This is a genomic window from Frisingicoccus sp., assembly GCA_016298055.1.
GTDB lineage: Bacteria > Bacillota > Clostridia > Lachnospirales > Lachnospiraceae > Frisingicoccus.
In genome coordinates this window covers 1-19,994 of record JAEDDO010000025.1, presented here as the reverse complement: position 1 = coordinate 19,994, position 19,994 = coordinate 1, and the positions used below count along the sequence as shown (strand labels likewise).

Genomic DNA, 19,994 nt, shown 5'->3' with positions numbered 1-19,994 from the left:
GGATGAAAAAAGATATGAGGTGGATGTAAGTTCGGGCGAAGTATCAAAAATGACAGTTTTTGATACGCCTTATATGTATCCGGTGGATATTTTAATCCATAAGGTAGACAGCGAAACGGGAAAAGCAGGATACAAAAAGATGGAAGGTGCGGAGATTAAAGTTTGTTATTATGATTGTCTTTCGGACAGTGATCCGGCACTTGAAGGCAAAACACCTGTGCGCAAATGGATCATGACAACCGATGCGCTTGGCGAAGTAAAACTGGATGAAGCACATAAACTTTCCGGAGATAACTTTTATTATGACAATAGTGTACCGGCCGTTGCCGTCATTCCGGAAGGTACACTGACGATACAGGAAATAAGCCCTCCGGCCGGTTATCTGATCAATCCTTCGGTTTTTATAAGAAAGTTCAGTCATACAGAAGATAGAGAGGTCTTATTGTCAAATATTCCCGTCATAGAAGAAGATGTTCACAAAGTGAAAATAATTCTCACAAAGAAAATTTACGCAGAAGATATTAATTTCAGTAATGGCAATCCCATGTTTATTTTCAAAGTTGAAGGAAAGGACGTGAGGGGACAGACAAGGACTTGTTTTAAAATTCTTGATTTTACTCAGGAGTATGTCAACAGCCACAGAGATGATAAAGGCCAAGTTTCAATGGAAGTTGTCTTTGATTCTCTGATTGCCGGAGAATACAGAGCCGGTGAAATGTCCGTAAGCCGTTATCGGTTGGAGAATATTACAGACATTGAAAACGGTGTGAGAGAGGATGATGAAGTCCTGTTTGATTTGAAAAATACAGATCATACAGAAGGAAGGGCAGTATTTATTAATAGAAATTATGAACAGAGAAATTATTCTGACACGCAGAAGGTTATTAATCGATTAGAACAATAGTTACGGGAGACACGGATATGAAGAACATAAAAAGATTTTTTGTTCATACAGCAGATATTTTAATTGGTGTGATTTTTATCGGAATATTGATGTTTTATATATTGGGATTTGCAGGATACAGACCCTATATTGTTGTTTCCGCTTCTATGGAGCCTACAATTTCCGTAGGCAGTGTTTGTTTGATCAATACCCATGTTAAATATTCTGATATAAAGGAAAATGATATCATTGCTTACAGGGCACCGAACGGCAGCATGGTTACGCATCGTGTTATTCGCCGGACGGATGACGGACTTGAGACAAAAGGGGATAATAATAATATATCCGATGGAATTACGACGGATGAAAGGAATTACAGCGGAAAAAATGTATGTTCCATCCCTTTACTGGGATATGTTTTTCGGGAACTTCAGAAAGCCAGAACCAGAATCTTATGTGTTACAGCAGGAATTGCGTGTCTGATCATAAAATGTTTTATGAGAGATGGAAGGGATAAAGAGAATGAAAAAAGAGAGACAGGATGTGATAAAAGCAGGAGATGTTATTGGAGGAAGATATAAGATCATAAAAAAAATCGGTCAGGGCGGTATGTCCGATATTTATCTGGCTTCAGATAATCAGGATGGTATTTACCGGGCTGTTAAGATTTTGCGGAAAACAGAAGGCATTGTTAACAGAGGCATATACAGAAATGTTTTTGTATCAGAGGTCAATATGATGAAACATTGTGTCCATCCGGCTTTTCCGAAAATTATTGATAACTTTGAGGAGGATCCTTATATTATCGTCATGGAATATATTGAGGGAGAATCACTTGACAAGGTTATTTTAAGAAAAGGAGGTCAGTCTGAGGAAAAGGTGATTGAATGGGCAAAGCAGCTTTGTTATCTGTTGGATTATCTGCATCAGCAGAATCCACCGGTTATTTATCGGGACATGAAACCATCGAATATTATTCTTGAATCAAACGGTACACTGCATCTGGTTGATTTCGGCGCTGCCAGAGTATATAAAGCGGACGGCATTACAGATACCATGATTTTCGGAACACGGGGTTATGCCTCTCCGGAACAACATTGTCTGCGTCAGACGGATTGCCGGGCAGATCTGTTTTCTCTTGGAATGACGCTGCATCATCTTCTTACAGGTATCGATCCGAGATCATCCGGATATATGTACGCTTCTGTAAGAAACTGGAATTTGAGCCTTTCAAAGCGTATTGAAAAAATTGTTGACAAATGTACGGCGATTAATCCTGAAGACCGGTATCAGAATTGTAATGAATTGCTTTATGATCTGGAACATATAAAAGATCCGGAGAACATTTTTTTTGAGAAAGGAAAGAAAACATGGCGGATGTTCCGACATATGTATCAACAGCTGTTTTTGGGCTGACGGCAGCCATGCTTTTAATCAACGTGCTGGCACAGATTATCTATGTTATTAAAAGCCTGAAAAAAGAAAAGTCGAATAAAAAGCGATTCGTTTATCCAGAAACAGAAAAGCTGTAAAAAGAAGGCTGTCATATATAAAAATGGCAGCCTTTGTTGTAATCTATTTGTGTTTTTTCTGTATATCCTTCTCAGGAGTTGTCAGATAGACATGAATCTTATCGATGCGATTTTTATCCATCTTATCAATAACAAAGCGAATGTAATCTTCGGTAATCTCTTCGCCTTCGCAAGGAATATGTTCAAGGACATTGATCATATGTCCGGCAATGGAATCATAGTCATCCGATTCGATATTGCAGCCGAAAACTTCGTTGATATCATCCAGACGCGTTGAACCATCCACAAGATATTCACTCGTGCTCAATTTCTGGATCGGGTCTTCTTCATCATCATCGTATTCATCACGAATCTCACCCACGATTTCTTCAATGAGATCCTCCAGAGTGATAATTCCGGCAGTAGAACCATATTCATCCAGTACAATTGAGATATTGATCGAATTCTCACGCATCTGAATCAGAAGATCGGAGGTCTTTTGATATTCATAGGTAAAATAAGGTTCGCGAAGGAGATCGGATAGTTTAAAATCTTCTTTTGTTCCTTCATAATTAAAGAAATCTTTTAAAGTAACAATGCCGACAACATTATCTTTACTTTCCTCGTATACGGGAAGGCGGCTGTACATATCTCTCTTAAAGGTTTTCTTAAGATCATCATAAGAAATAGCAGAAGGTACAGATACCATATCGATACGCGGTACCATAATGTCTTTAGCCAGAGAATCACCAAAATCTACCACATTATTGATCATCTCTTTTTCTTCGCTTTCAAGGACACCCTCCTCATGACTCACATCAATGATCGTGAGAAGTTCGTTTTCAGTCATCACGCGTTCTTTACCTGTATACCGCATGCCGAAAAGTTTCATAAATCCAAAAGATATCTTATTAACAATAAAAATCAGCGGGGTAAAAATAACGGTCATCCAGTAAATCGGCTTTATATAAAAAAAGCAGATGCGCTCGGAAGAACGTGTCGCGATACTCTTGGGGGTGATCTCGCCAAAAACAAGAATGATCAGTGTCAGAATACCGGTCGCAATACCGATGGCGGTTGCTGATTTGGAAGCAAGGCCTAAATTAGCAGTAATACGCGTGACCATGATCGTTGTTAATGATGAAGCTGTAAGATTGACAATATTATTGCCGATCAAAATAGCACTGAGCATCTTCTGGGGATCGTCTGTAAGCTTCCGTATAAGAGCAGCGTTCGGACGGCCTTCCTCTTCGAAAGTACGTATACGGATTTTGTTGACTGTTGTAAAAGCAGTTTCCGCTGATGAGAAGAAAGCGGATAAAATAATAAGTATAATCAGTGTTATTAATTGCGCCACACTCGTGGGATCCAAAATAGAATCATCTCCTGTAAATAAATTTTATTTTTTTCTTTAATTAGTAAAGATTTTATCTTATATATGTGTGCTTGTCAAGAAATAAGAGAAAAACGAATATTTATACTTGTCTTTCCTGTCAAATCATTGTACAATGGATATGTTTAAAATTTAAGTTATGTCATAAGGAGGCAATATGCGTAAGAAATCACATATTTCACTTGCAAATCATATGTTGAGTGAGTTTAAAGATGATCGATTAATGGCACATTCACATATGTTTCAGCTTGGAAGCCTTTTGCCGGATTTAGTTCCTTCATTTTTAACAAAAAAGCACAGGATGGACACCACGTTTGACATATTAGAGAAAAAACTGCGTAAAGTTGTAGATGAGTATCATGGAGAAGAAGAGCTTTCCATGTTCCGATGTAAGGATCTGGGCGTTGTTTCCCATTATATTGCGGATTATTTTACATTACCGCATAATAAAAAATTCACAGGTAATCTGAAGGATCATGTCAGTTATGAGGAAGTTTTGAAGCATTCCATGCGTCGTTATGTGAGCCAGAAGAATGTTGAGAATCAGCCTTTGATTCGAATGACAATGAATTCTGTGGATGATATTTGTAACTTCATTAAAAATTGTCATATGGAATACATCAGAATGACAGAAAATGGTCAGGATATTGACTGCAGACACAGTGTGGAAGTGTGTCGGCAGGTACTTGAGGCAGTGATGGCATTACTCCACGAACAGCGGCAGTATTGTATGCAGACGGCTTAAGGAATAATATTAAGATTGTATGAAAAAGTACTTTGACGACCTGGTTGAAGTACTTTTTTATCATGAGCCAGGGGGCGAATAGACATACATTTGACCCAAATAATAATTAGGTAAAGGATGATAGGATGGAACCAATGATTAAAATTGAACATCTGGATAAAACTTTTAACGGAAAGACACAGACTGTCTATGCTTTAAAAGATATTAATCTGGATATTCAAAAAGGGGACATTTTCGGGATTATCGGTATGAGCGGTGCGGGAAAGAGTACATTGATCCGATGTATGAATTTTCTTGAGCGTCCGACATCCGGGTCCGTAAAGATTGATGGGAAGGATCTGGCTTTAATGTCAGATAAGGAATTGAGAAAGACCCGCCAGGAAGTGGCAATGATCTTCCAGCATTTTAATCTGCTCCAGCAGAGGAATGTTCGGGGGAATATCGCATTTTCCATGGAGATCGCAGGAATGAAGAAGAGCGATATTGAAAAAAGAATCGATGAACTTCTTGAGATCGTTGATTTAAAGGACAGAGCCAAGATGTATCCGGCTCAGCTGTCCGGTGGTCAGAAGCAGAGGGTGGCCATTGCCAGAGCACTTGCCACAAATCCGAAGATCATTCTCTGTGACGAGGCAACCAGTGCGCTGGATCCGGCAACAACCCAGTCTATTTTAAAACTTCTGAAAGAGATCAATCAGAAATATGGAATTACGATCGTTATCATTACACATGAGATGAGTGTTGTGGAGAGCATCTGCTCCCATGTGGCGATCATCGACAGTGGTGAAGTGGCAGAAGTCGGAACCGTTGAGAAAGTATTTACTCAGCCAGAGTCAAAGGTAGCTAAACGTATTATTTATCAGAAAGCGGATAATACGACCAGCATGTTTGGAAAGCGCTGTATTCGTGTTGTTTTTGACGGCAAATCATCTTATGAGCCGGTCATTTCCAATTTGATCATGGAATGTAAAATTGCGGTGAATATTATGTTTGCAGATACAAAGGATATTGATGGCAAAGCTTATGGACATATGATTCTTCAGCTTCCGGAAGACCGGATTCAGGGAGATAAAGCCATTTATTATCTTCGTTCAAAAAATCTTGTTGTAGAGGAGCTGGAAGACTATGTTGTTTAGTTCACAGATTTGGTACATGATCGGTGAAGGTGTAGTGGATACGCTTTATATGGTAATTTTCTCTACGATCTTCTCCTATATTTTAGGTCTGCCGATTGCAATAGCCCTGGTGATCACGAGAAAGAACGGACTCCGTCCGATGCCGATGCTCAATACGGTTCTTGATGTGGTCGTGAATATATTGCGTTCGGTACCGTTTTTAATTCTTATGATTCTCGTAACGCCTTTAATGCGTCTGATCGCAGGAAAAGGCTATGGACCGACAGCGACAATTGTTGCGCTGGTTGTTGCAGCGGCACCTTATGTTGCACGAATGATTGAATCTTCCCTTTTGGAAGTGGATCCGGGAGTGATTGAGGCGGCATTAAGCATGGGTGCTTCTACAAAAACGATTATTTTAAAGGTACTCCTTCCGGAAGCTAAAACATCCCTCATTGTGGGATGTACGATTGTCATTGGAACGATTCTTGGCTATTCAGCCATGGCCGGAGCTCTCGGTGCCGGAGGTCTTGGTGACATTGCTATTCGATATGGTTATAATCGATATGAGTTTGATATTTTGATTGTAACAGTTATTTTGCTCATTATTCTCGTGCAGATTTTCCAGGTAATCGGAATGAGAATATCGAAAAAAACGGACAAGAGAATTCGCGAGTAGAAAAAATATACGATAAAGCATATGTTATGGCGGCGAAGTTAATTTCAGCCGCCATTTAGCTATAATGATGACTTGAGGAGCGGTGAACATGGAAAATCTCTTGGGCAATTTAAAAAGAGAGAATAAGGAACGGGAGAAAAGGCTGATTGTTTCTGACCGAAGAATATTGTCAGATATGGTCGGATATATGAAGACACAGAAGATTTGTGACTATGATATTGAGCTGGTTCGAAAGACCATTATTCGAAATGCTCTGCGTTCATATGGAAGGAAGAAAAATCTTACGCATCTGGTCGGCGATGATTACAGAAAATATTGTGATAAACTCTGTGAAAATACACGTAAGGCCACCGGCAAAGAACTTATATTTTCCAGAGGTGTGACGGCAATCTATGCGATGGCTCTTATGTATATGGCTCGTCTGGTAGATATTGTGATGACAGGCGGAAGCTTTATGAAAGAACCGGTGGAAATAAACCTTGGATATCTGGCTGCGGCTGCGGTTATCCTGCTGGGTACATTGGTTATGTATTATTATATTTTCAGGATCATGAAGCAAAAAGGCACTCAGATGTCAACCGGTCAGACCGGAGGTATGATCGCTATTCTGATCGTTATTATCGGTCTTGCTTATGCCGGAGCTTATTTTTTGTCGGATATCCATTTATTCAACGTGATCTGGTGGGTTCCGGTAGCCTTGATTGCCCTGATTTATATTTTGTTCAAAATATTATACATTCAGTATGAAAATCAGATGGCAAAAGAAGCTTGAATAGAAAAAAGAGCTGTGGTATACTGGGAACACTTGAAAAGTGTTTAACAAGTTAAATAGTGAAAGTAAAAATAAAGAGAAAGAGGGATAAAAAGATGGACTTAACCTACACAAGTACACGGGGACATGGTGAAACAGTAACAGCATCTCAGGCGATTTTAAAAGGACTTGCAGATGACGGAGGTTTATTTGTTCCTACATCTATTCCTGCATTAGATGTACCGATGGATAAGCTGGCAGAGATGAGCTATGGCGAAGTGGCTTATGAAGTTATGAAGCTTTTTTTAACAGATTTTACAGAAGAAGAGCTGAAAGCATGTATTGCAAATGCATATGATTCAAAATTTGACACCGAAGTGATTGCTCCTTTAGTACAGGCAGACGGCGCATATTTCCTGGAGCTGTTCCATGGAAATACCATTGCATTTAAGGACATGGCACTGTCCATTTTACCTCATTTGATGACGACGGCTGCAAAGAAAAATCATGTAAATAATGAAATCGTTATTCTCACAGCGACTTCCGGTGATACAGGAAAGGCAGCTATGGCCGGTTTTGCAGATGTTCCGGGAACACGTATTATCGTATTTTATCCAAAGGACGGTGTAAGCCCTGTTCAGGAAAAACAGATGGTCACACAGAAGGGTGAGAATACATTTGTTGTCGGAATTAAAGGAAACTTTGACGATGCACAGACAGGCGTAAAGAAGATGTTTAATGATAAGGATCTGGCAGCTGAACTTGCTGCGGCCGGTTATCAGTTCTCTTCCGCAAACTCCATTAATATCGGCCGTCTTGTGCCACAGGTCGTTTATTATGTATATGCTTACGCTACATTAGTTAAAAACGAACAGATTAAAAATGGAGATCCGATCAATATTACAGTTCCTACAGGAAACTTTGGAAATATCCTTGCAGCATATTATGCAAAACTCATCGGTCTTCCGGTAGACAAATTAATCTGTGCTTCCAACACAAATAAAGTTCTGTTTGATTTCTTTACAACAGGAACTTATGATAAAAAACGTGAATTTACAGTGACATCCTCTCCATCTATGGATATTCTGATCTCAAGCAATCTGGAACGTCTCATTTACCGTATTGCCGGCAATGATGCCGAAAAGAATGCAGCTATGATGCAGGCTTTGAATGGTGAAGGTGAATATACGATCACAGAAGAGATGAAAAAGGGTCTTGTGGATTTCTACGGAAATTATGCAGATGAAAAAGAAACAGCAGAAGCCATCAAAGCTCTCTATGAGAAGACCGGCTATGTGATCGATACACATACAGCTGTTGCTGCATCTGTTTATAAAAAATATGTAGCAGATACACAGGATACAAAGACAACGGTTATCGCATCTACTGCAAGCCCATACAAATTTGCACGAAGCGTTATGAATGCGATTGATCCGAAGTATGATGCACTGGATGAATTCCAGTTGGTTGATGAACTTGTGAAGATCTCCAACACAGAAGAACCAAATGCTGTCAAAGAGATCCGTACAGCCCCTGTTCGTCATAATAATGTATGTGCAGTTGATGAGATGGAAACAACTGTAAAACAGTGGTTAAATATTAAATAGTAAAAAATACCCTCTGAAATTGTCTGAACTAAAAAGCTCCGACAATATGCAGGGGGTATTCTTGTTTAACATGCGAAAGAAATAAAAGGGAGAGGATTTCATTGTCCGGAAAAAATCATCGAATGATTGATGGAAAATTGCTTCAGACAGATAAAAAGTATGCCCATCTGAAATTGAAGCAAAAGGAAAAGATAGCAGAATGGATGTATATGGAGACCAGAAATTATTATGAAAAAAATTATACATTTCCCAACGATAAGTACATTGAGGATGTGGTTTTCAAAGTATATGATAAGATCATGGATGCTGACATTTGGATTCCCTATGGAGAAGTTCTGAAACACTATAAGAAAAAGAGGGCAGACATTAACAGGCGTGTGAAACGTTCTCTTAATCAATATGAGGAAAAGAAAACAGAAACTGTCTGTTTCATGAATATGTGTATGGTACAGGATGATCAAGGAAATGTACTTGCACTGGATAAAGTAAATGACAGCTATACGGGAACAACTTTTCCAGGAGGCCATGTGGAAAAAGAAGAGATCTTTTCGGATTCTGTTATCCGTGAAGTGAGAGAAGAGACAGGGCTTACGATTGAAAATCCATTGCTTTGCGGGGTGTATCATTGGATAAAATCTGGTGTACATCATGTAATTTTTTTGTATAAAGCCAATCGGTTTTCAGGAACATTGCGTAGTTCAGAAGAGGGAAACGTTTACTGGATTCCACTGAATGAGTTCAAAGAAAAGGAACTTGCCACAGGGATGGAATATGTTTTGCAGATGATGGAGTCCTGTCAGGTAAATGAGTGCTATATGCGTCTGGAAGATGGAAAATATATAGGAAGTTTATATTAGGACAGGGCATTTATCAAATAGTTCATAGTGTATGAATGATTTTTATGGCCGAAAAAGAGTGAGGTATAAAGTAAAAAATCCCGCGAAAATTCATGTGCTTAAATGCATTGAATTCTACGGGATATTTTTGGCGGTAATTAAGGTTCGAAACCTTCAAAAATAATCATATCTGCATGTTCACGTACAGTATTATAGGCATCCATTGTTTTTATCGTCCAGAGAGCAAGGCGTGCACGAAAAAAGCCGCAGTTCATCTGGACAGAAGGATTTTTATAATCCGTATATTTGTAGGAAATAAAATCCGGTCGGGATAAAAAGTTGGAGCCCAAAACGGTGATCATGAAAAGGACAAGATCACAGTGGGGTTTTTCTTTAAAAAAGTTGCAGGAGAGCTGGCCGCGCAATATGGAAGGCTCATTTTTCTTGAACCAGCGCAGAGCCAGAGGATTAAAGGATTCAATAATATATTTGCCCGAATATGTCCGCATGGCATGATTAAAAATCCTGCAGAGGGTATTACAGTTATGAGATTCACTCTTCAATTCTATAAGAAGAGGAACTTTACCGTTGACAAGATCAAGTACTTCTTTAAGCGTAGGTATTTTTTCATCCGTATTTAATAAAGTGTATTGACGAATTTCTTCAAGGGTCATGTCTTTGATCGCACGTTCTACCCGGCACATGCGGTAAAGGGTATCATCGTGATGGACAATAAGCTGATGGTCTGCCGTTATATGGACATCCAGTTCGATACCATAGCCTTTATCTACTGCGGCCTGAAAGGCGGGCAGTGAGTTTTCAGGAATTCCCCAGAGATTATCGTGAAGTCCACGGTGAGCGTAATCCCAACCCAAAAAGTCTTTCCATCGCTTTTTTTGACCGGGTAGTATGCGCGGGCAAATAAAAAAAGAGGAGAGACCGAACATTGTTGTGAACAGTCGGGAAATAGAATGTGTAAATTTTGAAATATTTTTCATAGTAAACCTCATTTTATGATGTAGGTGTCAAAAGTATTTGCCCCATGATACCTACGGATTTTTCCGCGTTTCACGCTCTCAAAATCCTAAAAACATTCGAAATCCGCTCATTTTTCATCGAAAAATGGCTTCTTTCTCATGTTTTATGGGTCCCAAAGTCATGTTTTTTCATGCAAGCATGAAAAACATGACCTTTTCACCCTGGTATCATTTTATATGTAAATTTGCATATACTTATTACATGTGATAAGAGAATCAACCTTATAATAGCACTCGTTAATAAAATTGTCTATGTATGAAGAAACAAAAAATATGTCATATTGTAGACATACGTGATTGCTACTTGAATTTTATATTCATTTAGGATATAATAAGAAAAAAGAAAAAAGCCTGGGGTGTTCGATAACCCTGCTGTTTTGAACCTACATTTTTTGAATCGGGATACCATATATCTAAGAATATGTCAGGCCTCCGTTTGCAGTGGAAGACAGAAAACTTGATGAGGTAACCCACTTGGCGTCGGGTTAGGCGTCAAAAGGTAGGGGACGGCACTCTGGGTTTTATAAAAAGATGAACGTAAGATGGTTGGAATACCATCTTTTTTTATTGTATAGGAAAGTTCGAAAAACTTTCCTATACAATAAAAAGGCTTATATATCATAAAGGGGAGAGGTGCTTGAAAAAATATCGCGTATATATTGGAATTTTTGCCGTCGCTTTGACGGTACTTCTTTTTTATTTTTTCTGTATTCACCGGGAATGGTCAGCAAAGGAGTCACTCAGTCGGGCTCAGGTGGCCAAGATGCTGGCTTTTTTGAAATATGATCAAACCGGATGTGAAGAAATTTTAGAAGATACAAAGGATTTTTTGCCGACAGATGTCGATTCCGATCAGTGGTACGGAAAATATGTGGCTGTGGTTTTAAAAGAGGAACTCATGGATGCAGCGGATGATAAAGGGTTTCACCCTCTTGATAAATTTTGCTATGAAGATTTGGTTCGCATCATGGAAAAATTTCATTTGTCTGAAGAATCCTTGTCCTTTTCTATAAAAAAGCATCAGCCGGATGGTATGGTCCCCCGAAGTCAGTGGTGTGAAGTGTATAAGCTGCTGATCACAGATAATCTTCGTGTTCAAAAAAAGAAAACCACCGTCTATGGAACGTCGGAAAATACATCCGGGCTGAAAGCCTGGCAGATTGTGACGGCAGAAGGGGTCAAGACGGCAGAGGGCCTTTCTTTAAATGAATATTGCAACCGGGAGATAGAAGTGTATGAGGCGATGGGGGAAATTTTATGTGTTGTCGGATTTGGAACAGATGCATCTGTAATGGAAAATGTCTGGATAAAATCTACGGATGATAACCAGCTTCACGTATTTTTTAAAGGTTATGATATCGATGTTTTGATGGCTTCCAAAACTTCGGACAATTTAGAAGAAAATATGGGAGATCTTATATTTGAAAAGGGAGAGCTTAGGTCCATACGTTATAAGACAAGCCGTATAAAAGCATCCCTTGATGAAATCGGAGACGATTATATGGTCCTCAATGGCTATGGAAAATTATCTGTATTAAAAAATATGGTCATGTATCAGATTTATCCGGAGCCAAAGGAGATTGAAAAAGAAGTATTGCGGACGGATGGAACGGTGTACGAATTTGTTCTCGAAGGTGAGGCAATCTGCGGTCTGATTTATCAGGCCTACAGTGAGGAGCGTATTCGCATTTTGCTGCATGGTGAGGAAAATAGCTATGAACAATCAGAAGCTGTATTTACGAGTGATGAAAAATTTATGGTCATTTCGGGAAATGAGGTGACGCGCTATAATTCGGGAGAACAGGCTTTTTTTGAAACAAAAGATTCGGTTTTTGCAGAGTGTGAAGAAATTCAGATTAAAACGGAAGATCCAGAAGGCAAGATAGAAATTCTGAGTTTGGAGCGGCAGGGAGAAAATCCTCAGTATCGGGGGACGATATGCCTGTCCGATTCGGATGCGGGTCTGAGGATTATAAATGAAGTAACTATTGAAGATTATGTGGCCGGGGTGATACCGAGTGAAATGCCGGTTTCTTATGGCATAGAAGCACTGAAAGTACAGGCTGTCTGCGCAAGAACTTTCGCTATGCGTTCATTAGACGGGAATTTTAAAGGATATCCGGCCCATTTAGATGATACCGTTGCAAGTCAGGTCTATAACAATGTGCCGGAATGTGAAGAGAGTATCCGCGCCGCAGGGGAAACAAAAGGGCAGGTGTTAAAAAATGAGGAGGGATTAACCCCAACCTATTTTTTTTCCACTTCCTGCGGTCATACATCCGATGCAGCTGATGTGTGGTATGACGGCGGTGAAAATATTGAGAGTGTGTCAAAATCTGTTTTCCTGAGTGATGACTCCGTGAGTCTGGATTTGAAAAAAGAGGAAGATTTTCGACGGTTTATTGACAGAGAAGACGGATATCATTATTTTGAGGAGGATCTGAGCTGGTTTCGATGGCAGGTTTATTTGACGGGGGAAAATATTGCCAATGGTTTATTGTCTTTTTTGGGGCAGAATATCGGGAATCTGTCCGAGGTAAATGTACGGGAGCGGGGGAGCAGCGGTATATTAAAAGCTGTAGATATTAAAGGTGATGAGGGCACATACACGGTTTATGGTGAATACAATATACGAAATGTATTTTCACCGGTGAATGCTGAAATTATGACACATACCGGTGAATGCGTGACCGGATGGAAAATGCTGCCGAGCGGTTATTTTTATCTGGATCCGGTGATGGAAGACGGTGATTGTCAGGGATATATGCTTTACGGGGGCGGCTATGGTCACGGCTGCGGGCTGAGTCAGAATGGTGCCATGAAAATGGCCGAAGCCGGAAAGACTTATGAAGAGATATTAACCGGTTTTTTTCCGGATTCACAGATCATAGCCGAATAAAATAGACCGACAGTTTTTTTGCTGTCGGTCGTTTTAATATCGAAGATGAAAATCTTCTTTTTCTTCCGGAAAGATAAAGTAATTAATCTCAGCTCCAAGAAAGAAGATGTACATTAACATATAAAGATAGATAAAAAAGAAAATCAAATAGGAAAGACTGCCGTACATGTAGGATGAACTGTCAGAGTATTCGACATAGAGCGAAAAAATATAGGAACCGATCATCCATCCTGCAGTGGTAAACATGGCACCGGGCATCTGGTGTAATGTATTCATGCGTTTTGCCGGAAGGAATTTATAAAACAGTGTAAACATAAAAAAGTAAATAGCGATGGCAATAAAGGACTGAAGCATATTCAGAAGCCGGGAATATCCGGACATATTCGGCATAAAAGACTGAAGCCACAAATAGATCCGATTACCGAATACAAGTACGAGTACGGTAAAGATGATCATAACAGCAAAAAGCAGCGTGTAAACGGCAGCTTTTATCCGAAGAATCAGATAAGGCCGGTTTTCTTCCACCTGCTGTACAGAGTTCAGCCCGCCGGATATGGCCATAATACCTTTTCCGGCTGTCCAGATGGTCATAATGACCGAAATGGAAAGCAGGGTTGTTCCCGATTCAACATGGATATCATTAAATATCGCTGTCACGGTTGGTGCGTAGGGTTCAGGAATCACAAGGAAGATTGAATCCTTAATCATCTCCAGCGTAAAAGGTAAATGCTGGACGAGTGTCAACAGAAACAGAATGAAGGGCAGTGCCGACAAAATGATAAAATAGGCCGATTGCCCGGAATATGCGGATATACGGTCCCGACGTATTTTATTTAAAAAATTCTGTATCCAGACAATAAGTTTGAGCATATAAGTTCCTCCGTTTTTATTATGAGACATGAATGATAATATCATGAATTCAAAAAAATGGCAACCAAATGGTGGTGCACTACTTGACAAAGAAAATGAATATGGTAAAATTAACAACAGTATAAAAGGCTGTGAATGTGTCAGTAGGCAATAATATTCTTTCAGAGAGAATCGGTCATCGGGTGGAAGCCGGTTTAAGTTCATATTTTTGCTGAATTTCCCACAGGAGCTGCATCTTTGAATCCTTAGGGTAGTAGGAGATGACGTTGATGCACGTTACGCATATCCGAGTGTCAGAAGCATTTTGTTTTTGGAATTAGGGTGGTACCGCGGAAAATTCCGTCCCTTTATTTAAAGGGGCTTTTTTTATGCCTTAAATGGCGTGGAAAGGCTCCATACAGGGCTCGCCTGCGGGTCCGGAATTTTTAAGAAAGGAATCGATAGAGATGAAAGACAGATTAGAACAGATTCGTCAGAGTGCTCTGAAGCAGATTGAAGAGGCCGGTGCACTGGAAAAACTGAACGACATCCGTGTGGCATTTTTAGGAAAAAAAGGTGAATTGACTTCAATCATGAAATCCATGAAAGAGATCGCACCGGAAGACCGTCCGGCTTTTGGACAGATGGTGAATGAAACCCGTTCTGAAATTGAGAAGAAGATGGAGGAGATGAAGACCACTCTGGCAAAGAAAGCGAGAGAAGCTCAGTTAAAAGCAGAAGTTATTGACGTAACTTTACCTGCAAAGAAGAGCAATGTGGGTCATCGCCATCCGAACACGATCGCACTTGAAGAAGTTGAGCGTATTTTTGTCGGTATGGGTTATGAAGTCATCGAAGGTCCGGAAGTTGAGAAGGACTATTACAACTTTGAAGCACTTAATATTCCTGCAAACCATCCGGCAAAGGACGAACAGGATACATTTTATATTAATAAAGAATTCTTATTGAGAACGCAGACTTCCGGTACACAGGTGCATACAATGGAGACACAGAAACTTCCGATCCGTATGATCGCACCGGGACGGGTATACCGTTCCGACGAGGTGGATGCGACCCATTCACCATGTTTCCACCAGATTGAAGGTCTCGTTATCGACAAACACATTACATTTGCCGATTTAAAGGGAACACTGGCCGAATTTGCCCGTGAACTTTTCGGTGAAGATACAAAAGTAAAATTCCGTCCGCATCATTTCCCATTCACAGAACCAAGTGCAGAAGTGGATGTTACATGCTTTAAGTGCGGCGGTAAGGGATGCCGTATGTGTAAAGGTTCCGGCTGGATCGAAATTCTTGGATGCGGTATGGTTCATCCGAAGGTACTTAAGATGAGCGGAATTGATCCGGATGAATATTCCGGTTTTGCTTTTGGTGTCGGTCTTGAGCGTATCGCATTGCTCAAATATGAAATTGATGATATGCGTCTGCTCTATGAAAATGATACACGTTTCTTAAAACAGTTCTAAAAGGAGGAAGAAAAGATGAATACACCATTATCATGGATTAAAGCTTATGTTCCGGGCCTTGATGTAACTGCTCAGGAATATACAGATGCAATGACTTTATCCGGTACAAAGGTTGAAGGATTTGTTGAAATGGATAAAAATCTGGAAAAGATCGTTATCGGCCAGATTGAAAAAATTGAAAAACACCCGGATGCAACGAAACTGATCATTTGTCAGGTAAATGTGGGTGAAGAAGAAAGCATTCAGATCGTTACAGGCGCTCCGAATGTTCATGAAGGTGATCTTGTACCGGTTGTTCTTGTCGGCGGACGTGTTGCCGGCGGACATGATGGCGGTCCTCTGCCTGAAAACGGTATTGCCATTAAAAAAGGAAAACTGCGCGGTGTCGAGAGCTTTGGTATGATGTGCTCCATTGAAGAGCTGGGATCCAGCCGTGATTTTTATCCGGAAGCACCGGAAGAAGGTATTTATATCTTCAAACCGGGAACAGTTAAACCGGGTGAAGATGCTGTGGAAGCTCTCGGACTTCATGATGTTGTATTTGAATATGAAATCACATCCAACCGTGTAGACTGTTTCGGAGTTCTCGGAATTGCAAGAGAAGCGGCAGCAACATTCCGCAAACCTTTTGTTCCTCCGGTTGTAGAGGTTAAAGGCTGCGGCGGTGATGTGAATGACTATATCAAAGTTCGCGTGGATGATACAGAACTCTGCCCGAGATATACAGCACGCGTTGTTAAAAATATCAAAATCGGACCATCACCGGAATGGATGCAGCGCCGTCTGGCTGCCAACGGTATCCGTCCGATCAATAACATTGTCGATATCACAAACTATGTGATGGAAGAATACGGACAGCCGATGCATGCTTATGATCTGAGCACAATTGAAGACGGACAGATCGTTGTGCGCCGTTTCGCTGACGGTGAAGAATTTGTTACACTTGACGGACAGACACATACAATGGACGGTTCCATGCTTGCCATCTGCGATGGTAAAAAACCAATCGGTATCGCAGGTATCATGGGTGGAGAAAATTCGATGATCACAGACACTGTTGAGACGATGCTCTTTGAAGCAGCATGCTTTGACGGAACAAATATCCGACTTTCCGGTAAGAAACTCGGTATGCGTACAGATGCTCAGAGCAAATTCGAAAAGGGTCTCGATCCAAACAATGCAATTGAGGCAATGAACAGAGCATGCCAGCTGATTGAAGAGCTGGGCGCAGGTGAAGTCGTTGACGGCGTTGTCGATATTTATCCTGAAAAACGTGAAGAACATGAAATCTTATTCAGTGCCAAGAAAGTCAACGATTTACTCGGAACAGACCTTACACTGGATGAGATGCTGACATATTTTAAACCTCTTGAATTGGAATATAATCCGGAGACACAGATGGTACGTATTCCGACCTTCCGTCAGGATCTGGAAGGACAGGCCGATCTTGCAGAAGAAGTTGCCCGTTTCTTCGGCTATGATAACATTCCTGTAACTCTGCCAAGCGGCGAAGCGACAACAGGAAAATTGTCCTTCAAGCTTCGTGTGGAAGCTGTTGCAAGAGAAACTGCCGAGTTCTGCGGATTCTCCGAAAGTATGACCTATTCCTTCGAAAGTCCGAAGGTATTTGACAAACTTCTTCTTGATCCGGAAGATAAACTTCGCCAGACCGTAACGATCATGAATCCGCTCGGTGAAGATTTCAGCATTATGCGTACAACACCGTTAAACGGTATGCTCACATCCCTTGCATTTAACTACAATCACCGGAATAAAGAAGCAAAATTATATGAACTTGCTGTTGTATATCTTCCAAAAGAACTGCCGTTGACAGATTATCCGGATGAAAGAGTTCAGTTTACATTGGGTATGTACGGAAGCGGTGACTTCTTCACAATGAAGGGTGTTGTTGAAGAATATCTGGAACGTATCGGCATGAAAGAACGCGTGGAATATGATCCAAAGGCCGGAAAGAATTATCTCCATCCGGGACGTCAGGCAAATATTATCTATGGCGGACAGGTGATCGGTTATCTCGGTGAAATCCATCCGGAAGTAGCAGATAATTATAAATTAGGTGCAAGAACTTATGTGGCTGTTCTTGATATGCCTTACGTTGTAGAAAAAGCATCCTTTGAACGCAAATTCCAAGGTATTGCAAAATATCCTGCAGTGACACGTGACATCAGTATGGTTATGGATAAAAACATTATGGTTGGTCAGGTTGAAGAAGTGATCCGCAAACGCGGCGGCAAGTTACTTGAAAGCTTTGAACTTTTCGATATTTACGAAGGTGCTCAGATTAAGGAAGGCTTCAAGTCGGTTGCTTATTCCATCGTATTCCGTGATAAGTCCAGAACACTGGAAGATAAAGATGTCAATGCTGTTATGGATAAGATCCTTGCAGAACTTGAAAAAATGGGAATCGAGCTTAGAAAGTAAGACACTATGAAAACTTCAGATTTTTATTATGATCTGCCGGAAGAATTGATTGCTCAGGATCCGCTTACTGATCGTTCCAGTTCGCGTCTGATGATCCTCAATAAAGAGACCGGTGAGATAACACATAAAGTATTTAAAGATATTATTGATGAACTTCATCCGGAGGATTGCCTTGTTATCAATGATACAAAGGTCATTCCGGCCAGACTGCATGGGGTCAAAGAAGGAACAGGGGCACACATCGAGGTGCTCCTGCTCAAACGGAAAAGTGACTCGACATGGGAAACACTTGTGCGTCCAGGAAAAAAAGCACGTCCGGGCACACGTATTTCTTTTGGTGACGGACTTCTTGTCGGTGAAGTTGTTGACGTGGTCGAAGAAGGAAACCGGCTCATTCGTTTTGAATACGATGGTATTTTTGAAGAAATACTTGATCGGCTGGGAGAGATGCCTCTGCCGCCTTATATCAGCCATAAACTTCAGGATAAGAATCGTTATCAGACGGTTTATGCAAAACATGACGGAAGCGCGGCTGCACCGACGGCAGGCCTTCATTTTACAGAAGAACTTTTACAGGCCATAGAGGCGAAAGGGATTCGTATTGCACGGGTGACACTCCATGTAGGTCTCGGAACGTTCCGTCCGGTCAAAGTGGAAGATGTGACGAATCATCATATGCATTCCGAATTCTATATGATTAGCCGGGAAGCGGCAGATATTATAAATGATACAAAACGCCGGGGAGGCCGGGTCGTATCTGTTGGAACGACAAGTACCCGTACCCTTGAGTCTGTGGCGGATGAAAATGGTTTTGTGCGTGAGACGAGCGGATGGACAGAAATCTTTATCTATCCCGGATATACATTTAAATGTATTGATGCTCTTATTACAAACTTCCATTTACCTGAGTCCACACTGCTTATGCTTGTTTCAGCACTTGCCGGGAAAGAGCACATTTTAAATGCATATGAGACAGCTGTAAAAGAAGGTTATCGCTTCTTTAGTTTTGGGGATGCGATGTTTATTCAGTAAGTATGAAAATCGTATATTTGTAATTAGAAAGAAACCCGGAGTATTGAGCTCCGGGTTTCCGTTATGATATGATACCAGGGTCAAAAGGTCATGTTTTTCATGCTTGCATGAAAAAACATGACTTTGGGACCCATAAAACATGAGAAAGAAGCCATTTTTCGATGAAAAATGAGCGGATTTCGAATGTTTTTAGGATTTTGAGAGCGTGAAACGCGGAAAAATCCGTAGGTATCATGGGGCAAATACTTTTGACACCCACATCATGATATAAAAACTTAAAGGCTTTACACCTCGAAGAATATATAGTTTCCTGAAAAGCGGTTTAGATTCAGAGTGTCAAAGTCCGGTCCAGCGACTCTTCTCCCGAAGGACCTCCTGAGTCTCGTCCAGTTTCTGGTTGTCTGTCTCCGATTCGAAGTCCCGGCTCACATTTCGGTTTCCCTTGCCAGTGACACCCCAGACAAATAGTACCACTAGGAGGTAAATGCCATAAAGTATCCAGAAGAATAAGTCCCTGAACTCTGCCAGGACAGGTACCAGGTACATAGCAGGCAAAAGCAGTACCGCCACGATGGTCATGAGCCATTTAATGATCTGATAGTGTTTCATAAATAAATCACACTCCTTGTCCAATTTCAATAATAGTATACCATAATAAACGCGTATTGCCTATTTTACAAATGATGCACAATAGATATTTGACATAATAGAAAAGATTTTATATAATA

17 protein-coding genes, 1 other RNA gene, 1 pseudogene and 1 other annotated feature are annotated in these 19,994 nt (G+C 40.6%); of the genes and pseudogenes, 15 read left to right on the top strand and 4 right to left on the bottom strand.

The genetic code is table 11. The annotated features are described in order from the left end of the window. From QZZ35_RS03830 to QZZ35_RS03815, 4 genes and pseudogenes are all read left to right on the top strand, one after another. A pseudogene (locus QZZ35_RS03830) lies at positions 1-904 on the top strand (hypothetical protein); the annotation flags it as partial. A 17-nt stretch (positions 905-921) separates the two neighbouring features. Then, a complete protein-coding gene (locus tag QZZ35_RS03825; protein WP_291236235.1) occupies positions 922-1,464 on the top strand; it encodes a signal peptidase I in 543 nt (180 codons plus the stop codon). Continuing rightward, complete coding sequence (locus tag QZZ35_RS03820; protein ID WP_291236234.1) at positions 1,406-2,299, top strand: serine/threonine protein kinase; 894 nt, start codon at positions 1,406-1,408, stop codon at positions 2,297-2,299. The genes QZZ35_RS03825 and QZZ35_RS03820 overlap by 59 nt, the downstream gene beginning before the upstream one ends. Beyond that, complete coding sequence (locus tag QZZ35_RS03815) at positions 2,254-2,415, top strand: hypothetical protein (protein ID WP_291236233.1); 162 nt, start codon at positions 2,254-2,256, stop codon at positions 2,413-2,415. The genes QZZ35_RS03820 and QZZ35_RS03815 overlap by 46 nt, the downstream gene beginning before the upstream one ends. A gap of 43 nt (positions 2,416-2,458) precedes the next feature. Here QZZ35_RS03815 and QZZ35_RS03810 read toward each other — a convergent pair whose 3' ends face one another. Further along, positions 2,459-3,766, bottom strand: coding sequence for a hemolysin family protein (locus QZZ35_RS03810; RefSeq protein WP_291236232.1), 1,308 nt, complete (start codon positions 3,764-3,766; stop codon positions 2,459-2,461). Between the two features lie 178 nt (positions 3,767-3,944). On the opposite strand from QZZ35_RS03810, the gene QZZ35_RS03805 reads away from it, so the two are divergent. From QZZ35_RS03805 to QZZ35_RS03780, 6 genes are all read left to right on the top strand, one after another. Then, positions 3,945-4,532 carry a zinc dependent phospholipase C family protein gene (locus QZZ35_RS03805; protein ID WP_291234638.1) on the top strand — a complete coding sequence of 196 codons (588 nt, stop codon included), beginning with the start codon at positions 3,945-3,947 and terminating at the stop codon, positions 4,530-4,532. 125 nt (positions 4,533-4,657) lie between these two features. Beyond that, positions 4,658-5,668, top strand: a complete 1,011-nt coding sequence (locus QZZ35_RS03800; RefSeq protein ID WP_291236231.1) for a methionine ABC transporter ATP-binding protein — start codon at positions 4,658-4,660, stop codon at positions 5,666-5,668. After that, a complete protein-coding gene (locus tag QZZ35_RS03795) occupies positions 5,658-6,326 on the top strand; it encodes a methionine ABC transporter permease (RefSeq protein WP_330635446.1) in 669 nt (222 codons plus the stop codon). The genes QZZ35_RS03800 and QZZ35_RS03795 overlap by 11 nt, the downstream gene beginning before the upstream one ends. Before the next feature lie 88 nt (positions 6,327-6,414). Further along, on the top strand, positions 6,415-7,098 hold the full coding sequence (locus QZZ35_RS03790) for a hypothetical protein (protein WP_291236230.1): 684 nt from the start codon (positions 6,415-6,417) through the stop codon (positions 7,096-7,098). Positions 7,099-7,193: 95 nt separating this feature from the next. Next, a complete protein-coding gene (thrC, locus tag QZZ35_RS03785; protein ID WP_291236229.1) occupies positions 7,194-8,684 on the top strand; it encodes a threonine synthase in 1,491 nt (496 codons plus the stop codon). A 101-nt stretch (positions 8,685-8,785) separates the two neighbouring features. Then, the gene (locus QZZ35_RS03780) at positions 8,786-9,541 is read left to right on the top strand and encodes an 8-oxo-dGTP diphosphatase (RefSeq protein WP_291236228.1); all 756 of its coding nucleotides are present in this window, start codon (positions 8,786-8,788) and stop codon (positions 9,539-9,541) included. Positions 9,542-9,678: 137 nt separating this feature from the next. On the opposite strand, the gene QZZ35_RS03775 is transcribed toward QZZ35_RS03780, so the two are convergent. Then, positions 9,679-10,395, bottom strand: coding sequence for a glycerophosphodiester phosphodiesterase (locus QZZ35_RS03775; protein WP_291236227.1), 717 nt, complete (start codon positions 10,393-10,395; stop codon positions 9,679-9,681). Between the two features lie 507 nt (positions 10,396-10,902). On the opposite strand from QZZ35_RS03775, the gene ssrS reads away from it, so the two are divergent. Both ssrS and QZZ35_RS03765 read left to right on the top strand, forming a co-directional pair. Further along, a non-coding RNA gene (gene ssrS / locus QZZ35_RS03770) (6S RNA) lies at positions 10,903-11,082 on the top strand. 112 nt (positions 11,083-11,194) lie between these two features. Continuing rightward, the gene (locus tag QZZ35_RS03765) at positions 11,195-13,456 is read left to right on the top strand and encodes a SpoIID/LytB domain-containing protein (RefSeq protein ID WP_291236226.1); all 2,262 of its coding nucleotides are present in this window, start codon (positions 11,195-11,197) and stop codon (positions 13,454-13,456) included. Between the two features lie 33 nt (positions 13,457-13,489). Here QZZ35_RS03765 and QZZ35_RS03760 read toward each other — a convergent pair whose 3' ends face one another. Continuing rightward, positions 13,490-14,326 carry a YihY/virulence factor BrkB family protein gene (locus tag QZZ35_RS03760; RefSeq protein ID WP_291236225.1) on the bottom strand — a complete coding sequence of 279 codons (837 nt, stop codon included), beginning with the start codon at positions 14,324-14,326 and terminating at the stop codon, positions 13,490-13,492. Between the two features lie 122 nt (positions 14,327-14,448). Next, positions 14,449-14,676 (top strand) — a binding site (T-box leader). 96 nt (positions 14,677-14,772) lie between these two features. Between QZZ35_RS03760 and pheS the strand changes: the two genes are divergently transcribed. From pheS to queA, 3 genes are read left to right on the top strand one after another with little or no spacing between them, the layout of a single operon-like run. Next, a complete protein-coding gene (gene pheS / locus QZZ35_RS03755; RefSeq protein ID WP_291236224.1) occupies positions 14,773-15,792 on the top strand; it encodes a phenylalanine--tRNA ligase subunit alpha in 1,020 nt (339 codons plus the stop codon). A gap of 15 nt (positions 15,793-15,807) precedes the next feature. Beyond that, positions 15,808-18,234, top strand: coding sequence for a phenylalanine--tRNA ligase subunit beta (gene pheT / locus QZZ35_RS03750; RefSeq protein ID WP_291236223.1), 2,427 nt, complete (start codon positions 15,808-15,810; stop codon positions 18,232-18,234). 6 nt (positions 18,235-18,240) lie between these two features. After that, positions 18,241-19,266, top strand: coding sequence for a tRNA preQ1(34) S-adenosylmethionine ribosyltransferase-isomerase QueA (gene queA / locus QZZ35_RS03745; protein ID WP_291236222.1), 1,026 nt, complete (start codon positions 18,241-18,243; stop codon positions 19,264-19,266). Positions 19,267-19,602: 336 nt separating this feature from the next. Here the strand turns inward: queA and QZZ35_RS03740 are convergent, their stop codons facing one another. Further along, a complete protein-coding gene (locus tag QZZ35_RS03740) occupies positions 19,603-19,905 on the bottom strand; it encodes a hypothetical protein (protein ID WP_291236221.1) in 303 nt (100 codons plus the stop codon). Positions 19,906-19,994 lie beyond the last annotated feature (89 nt).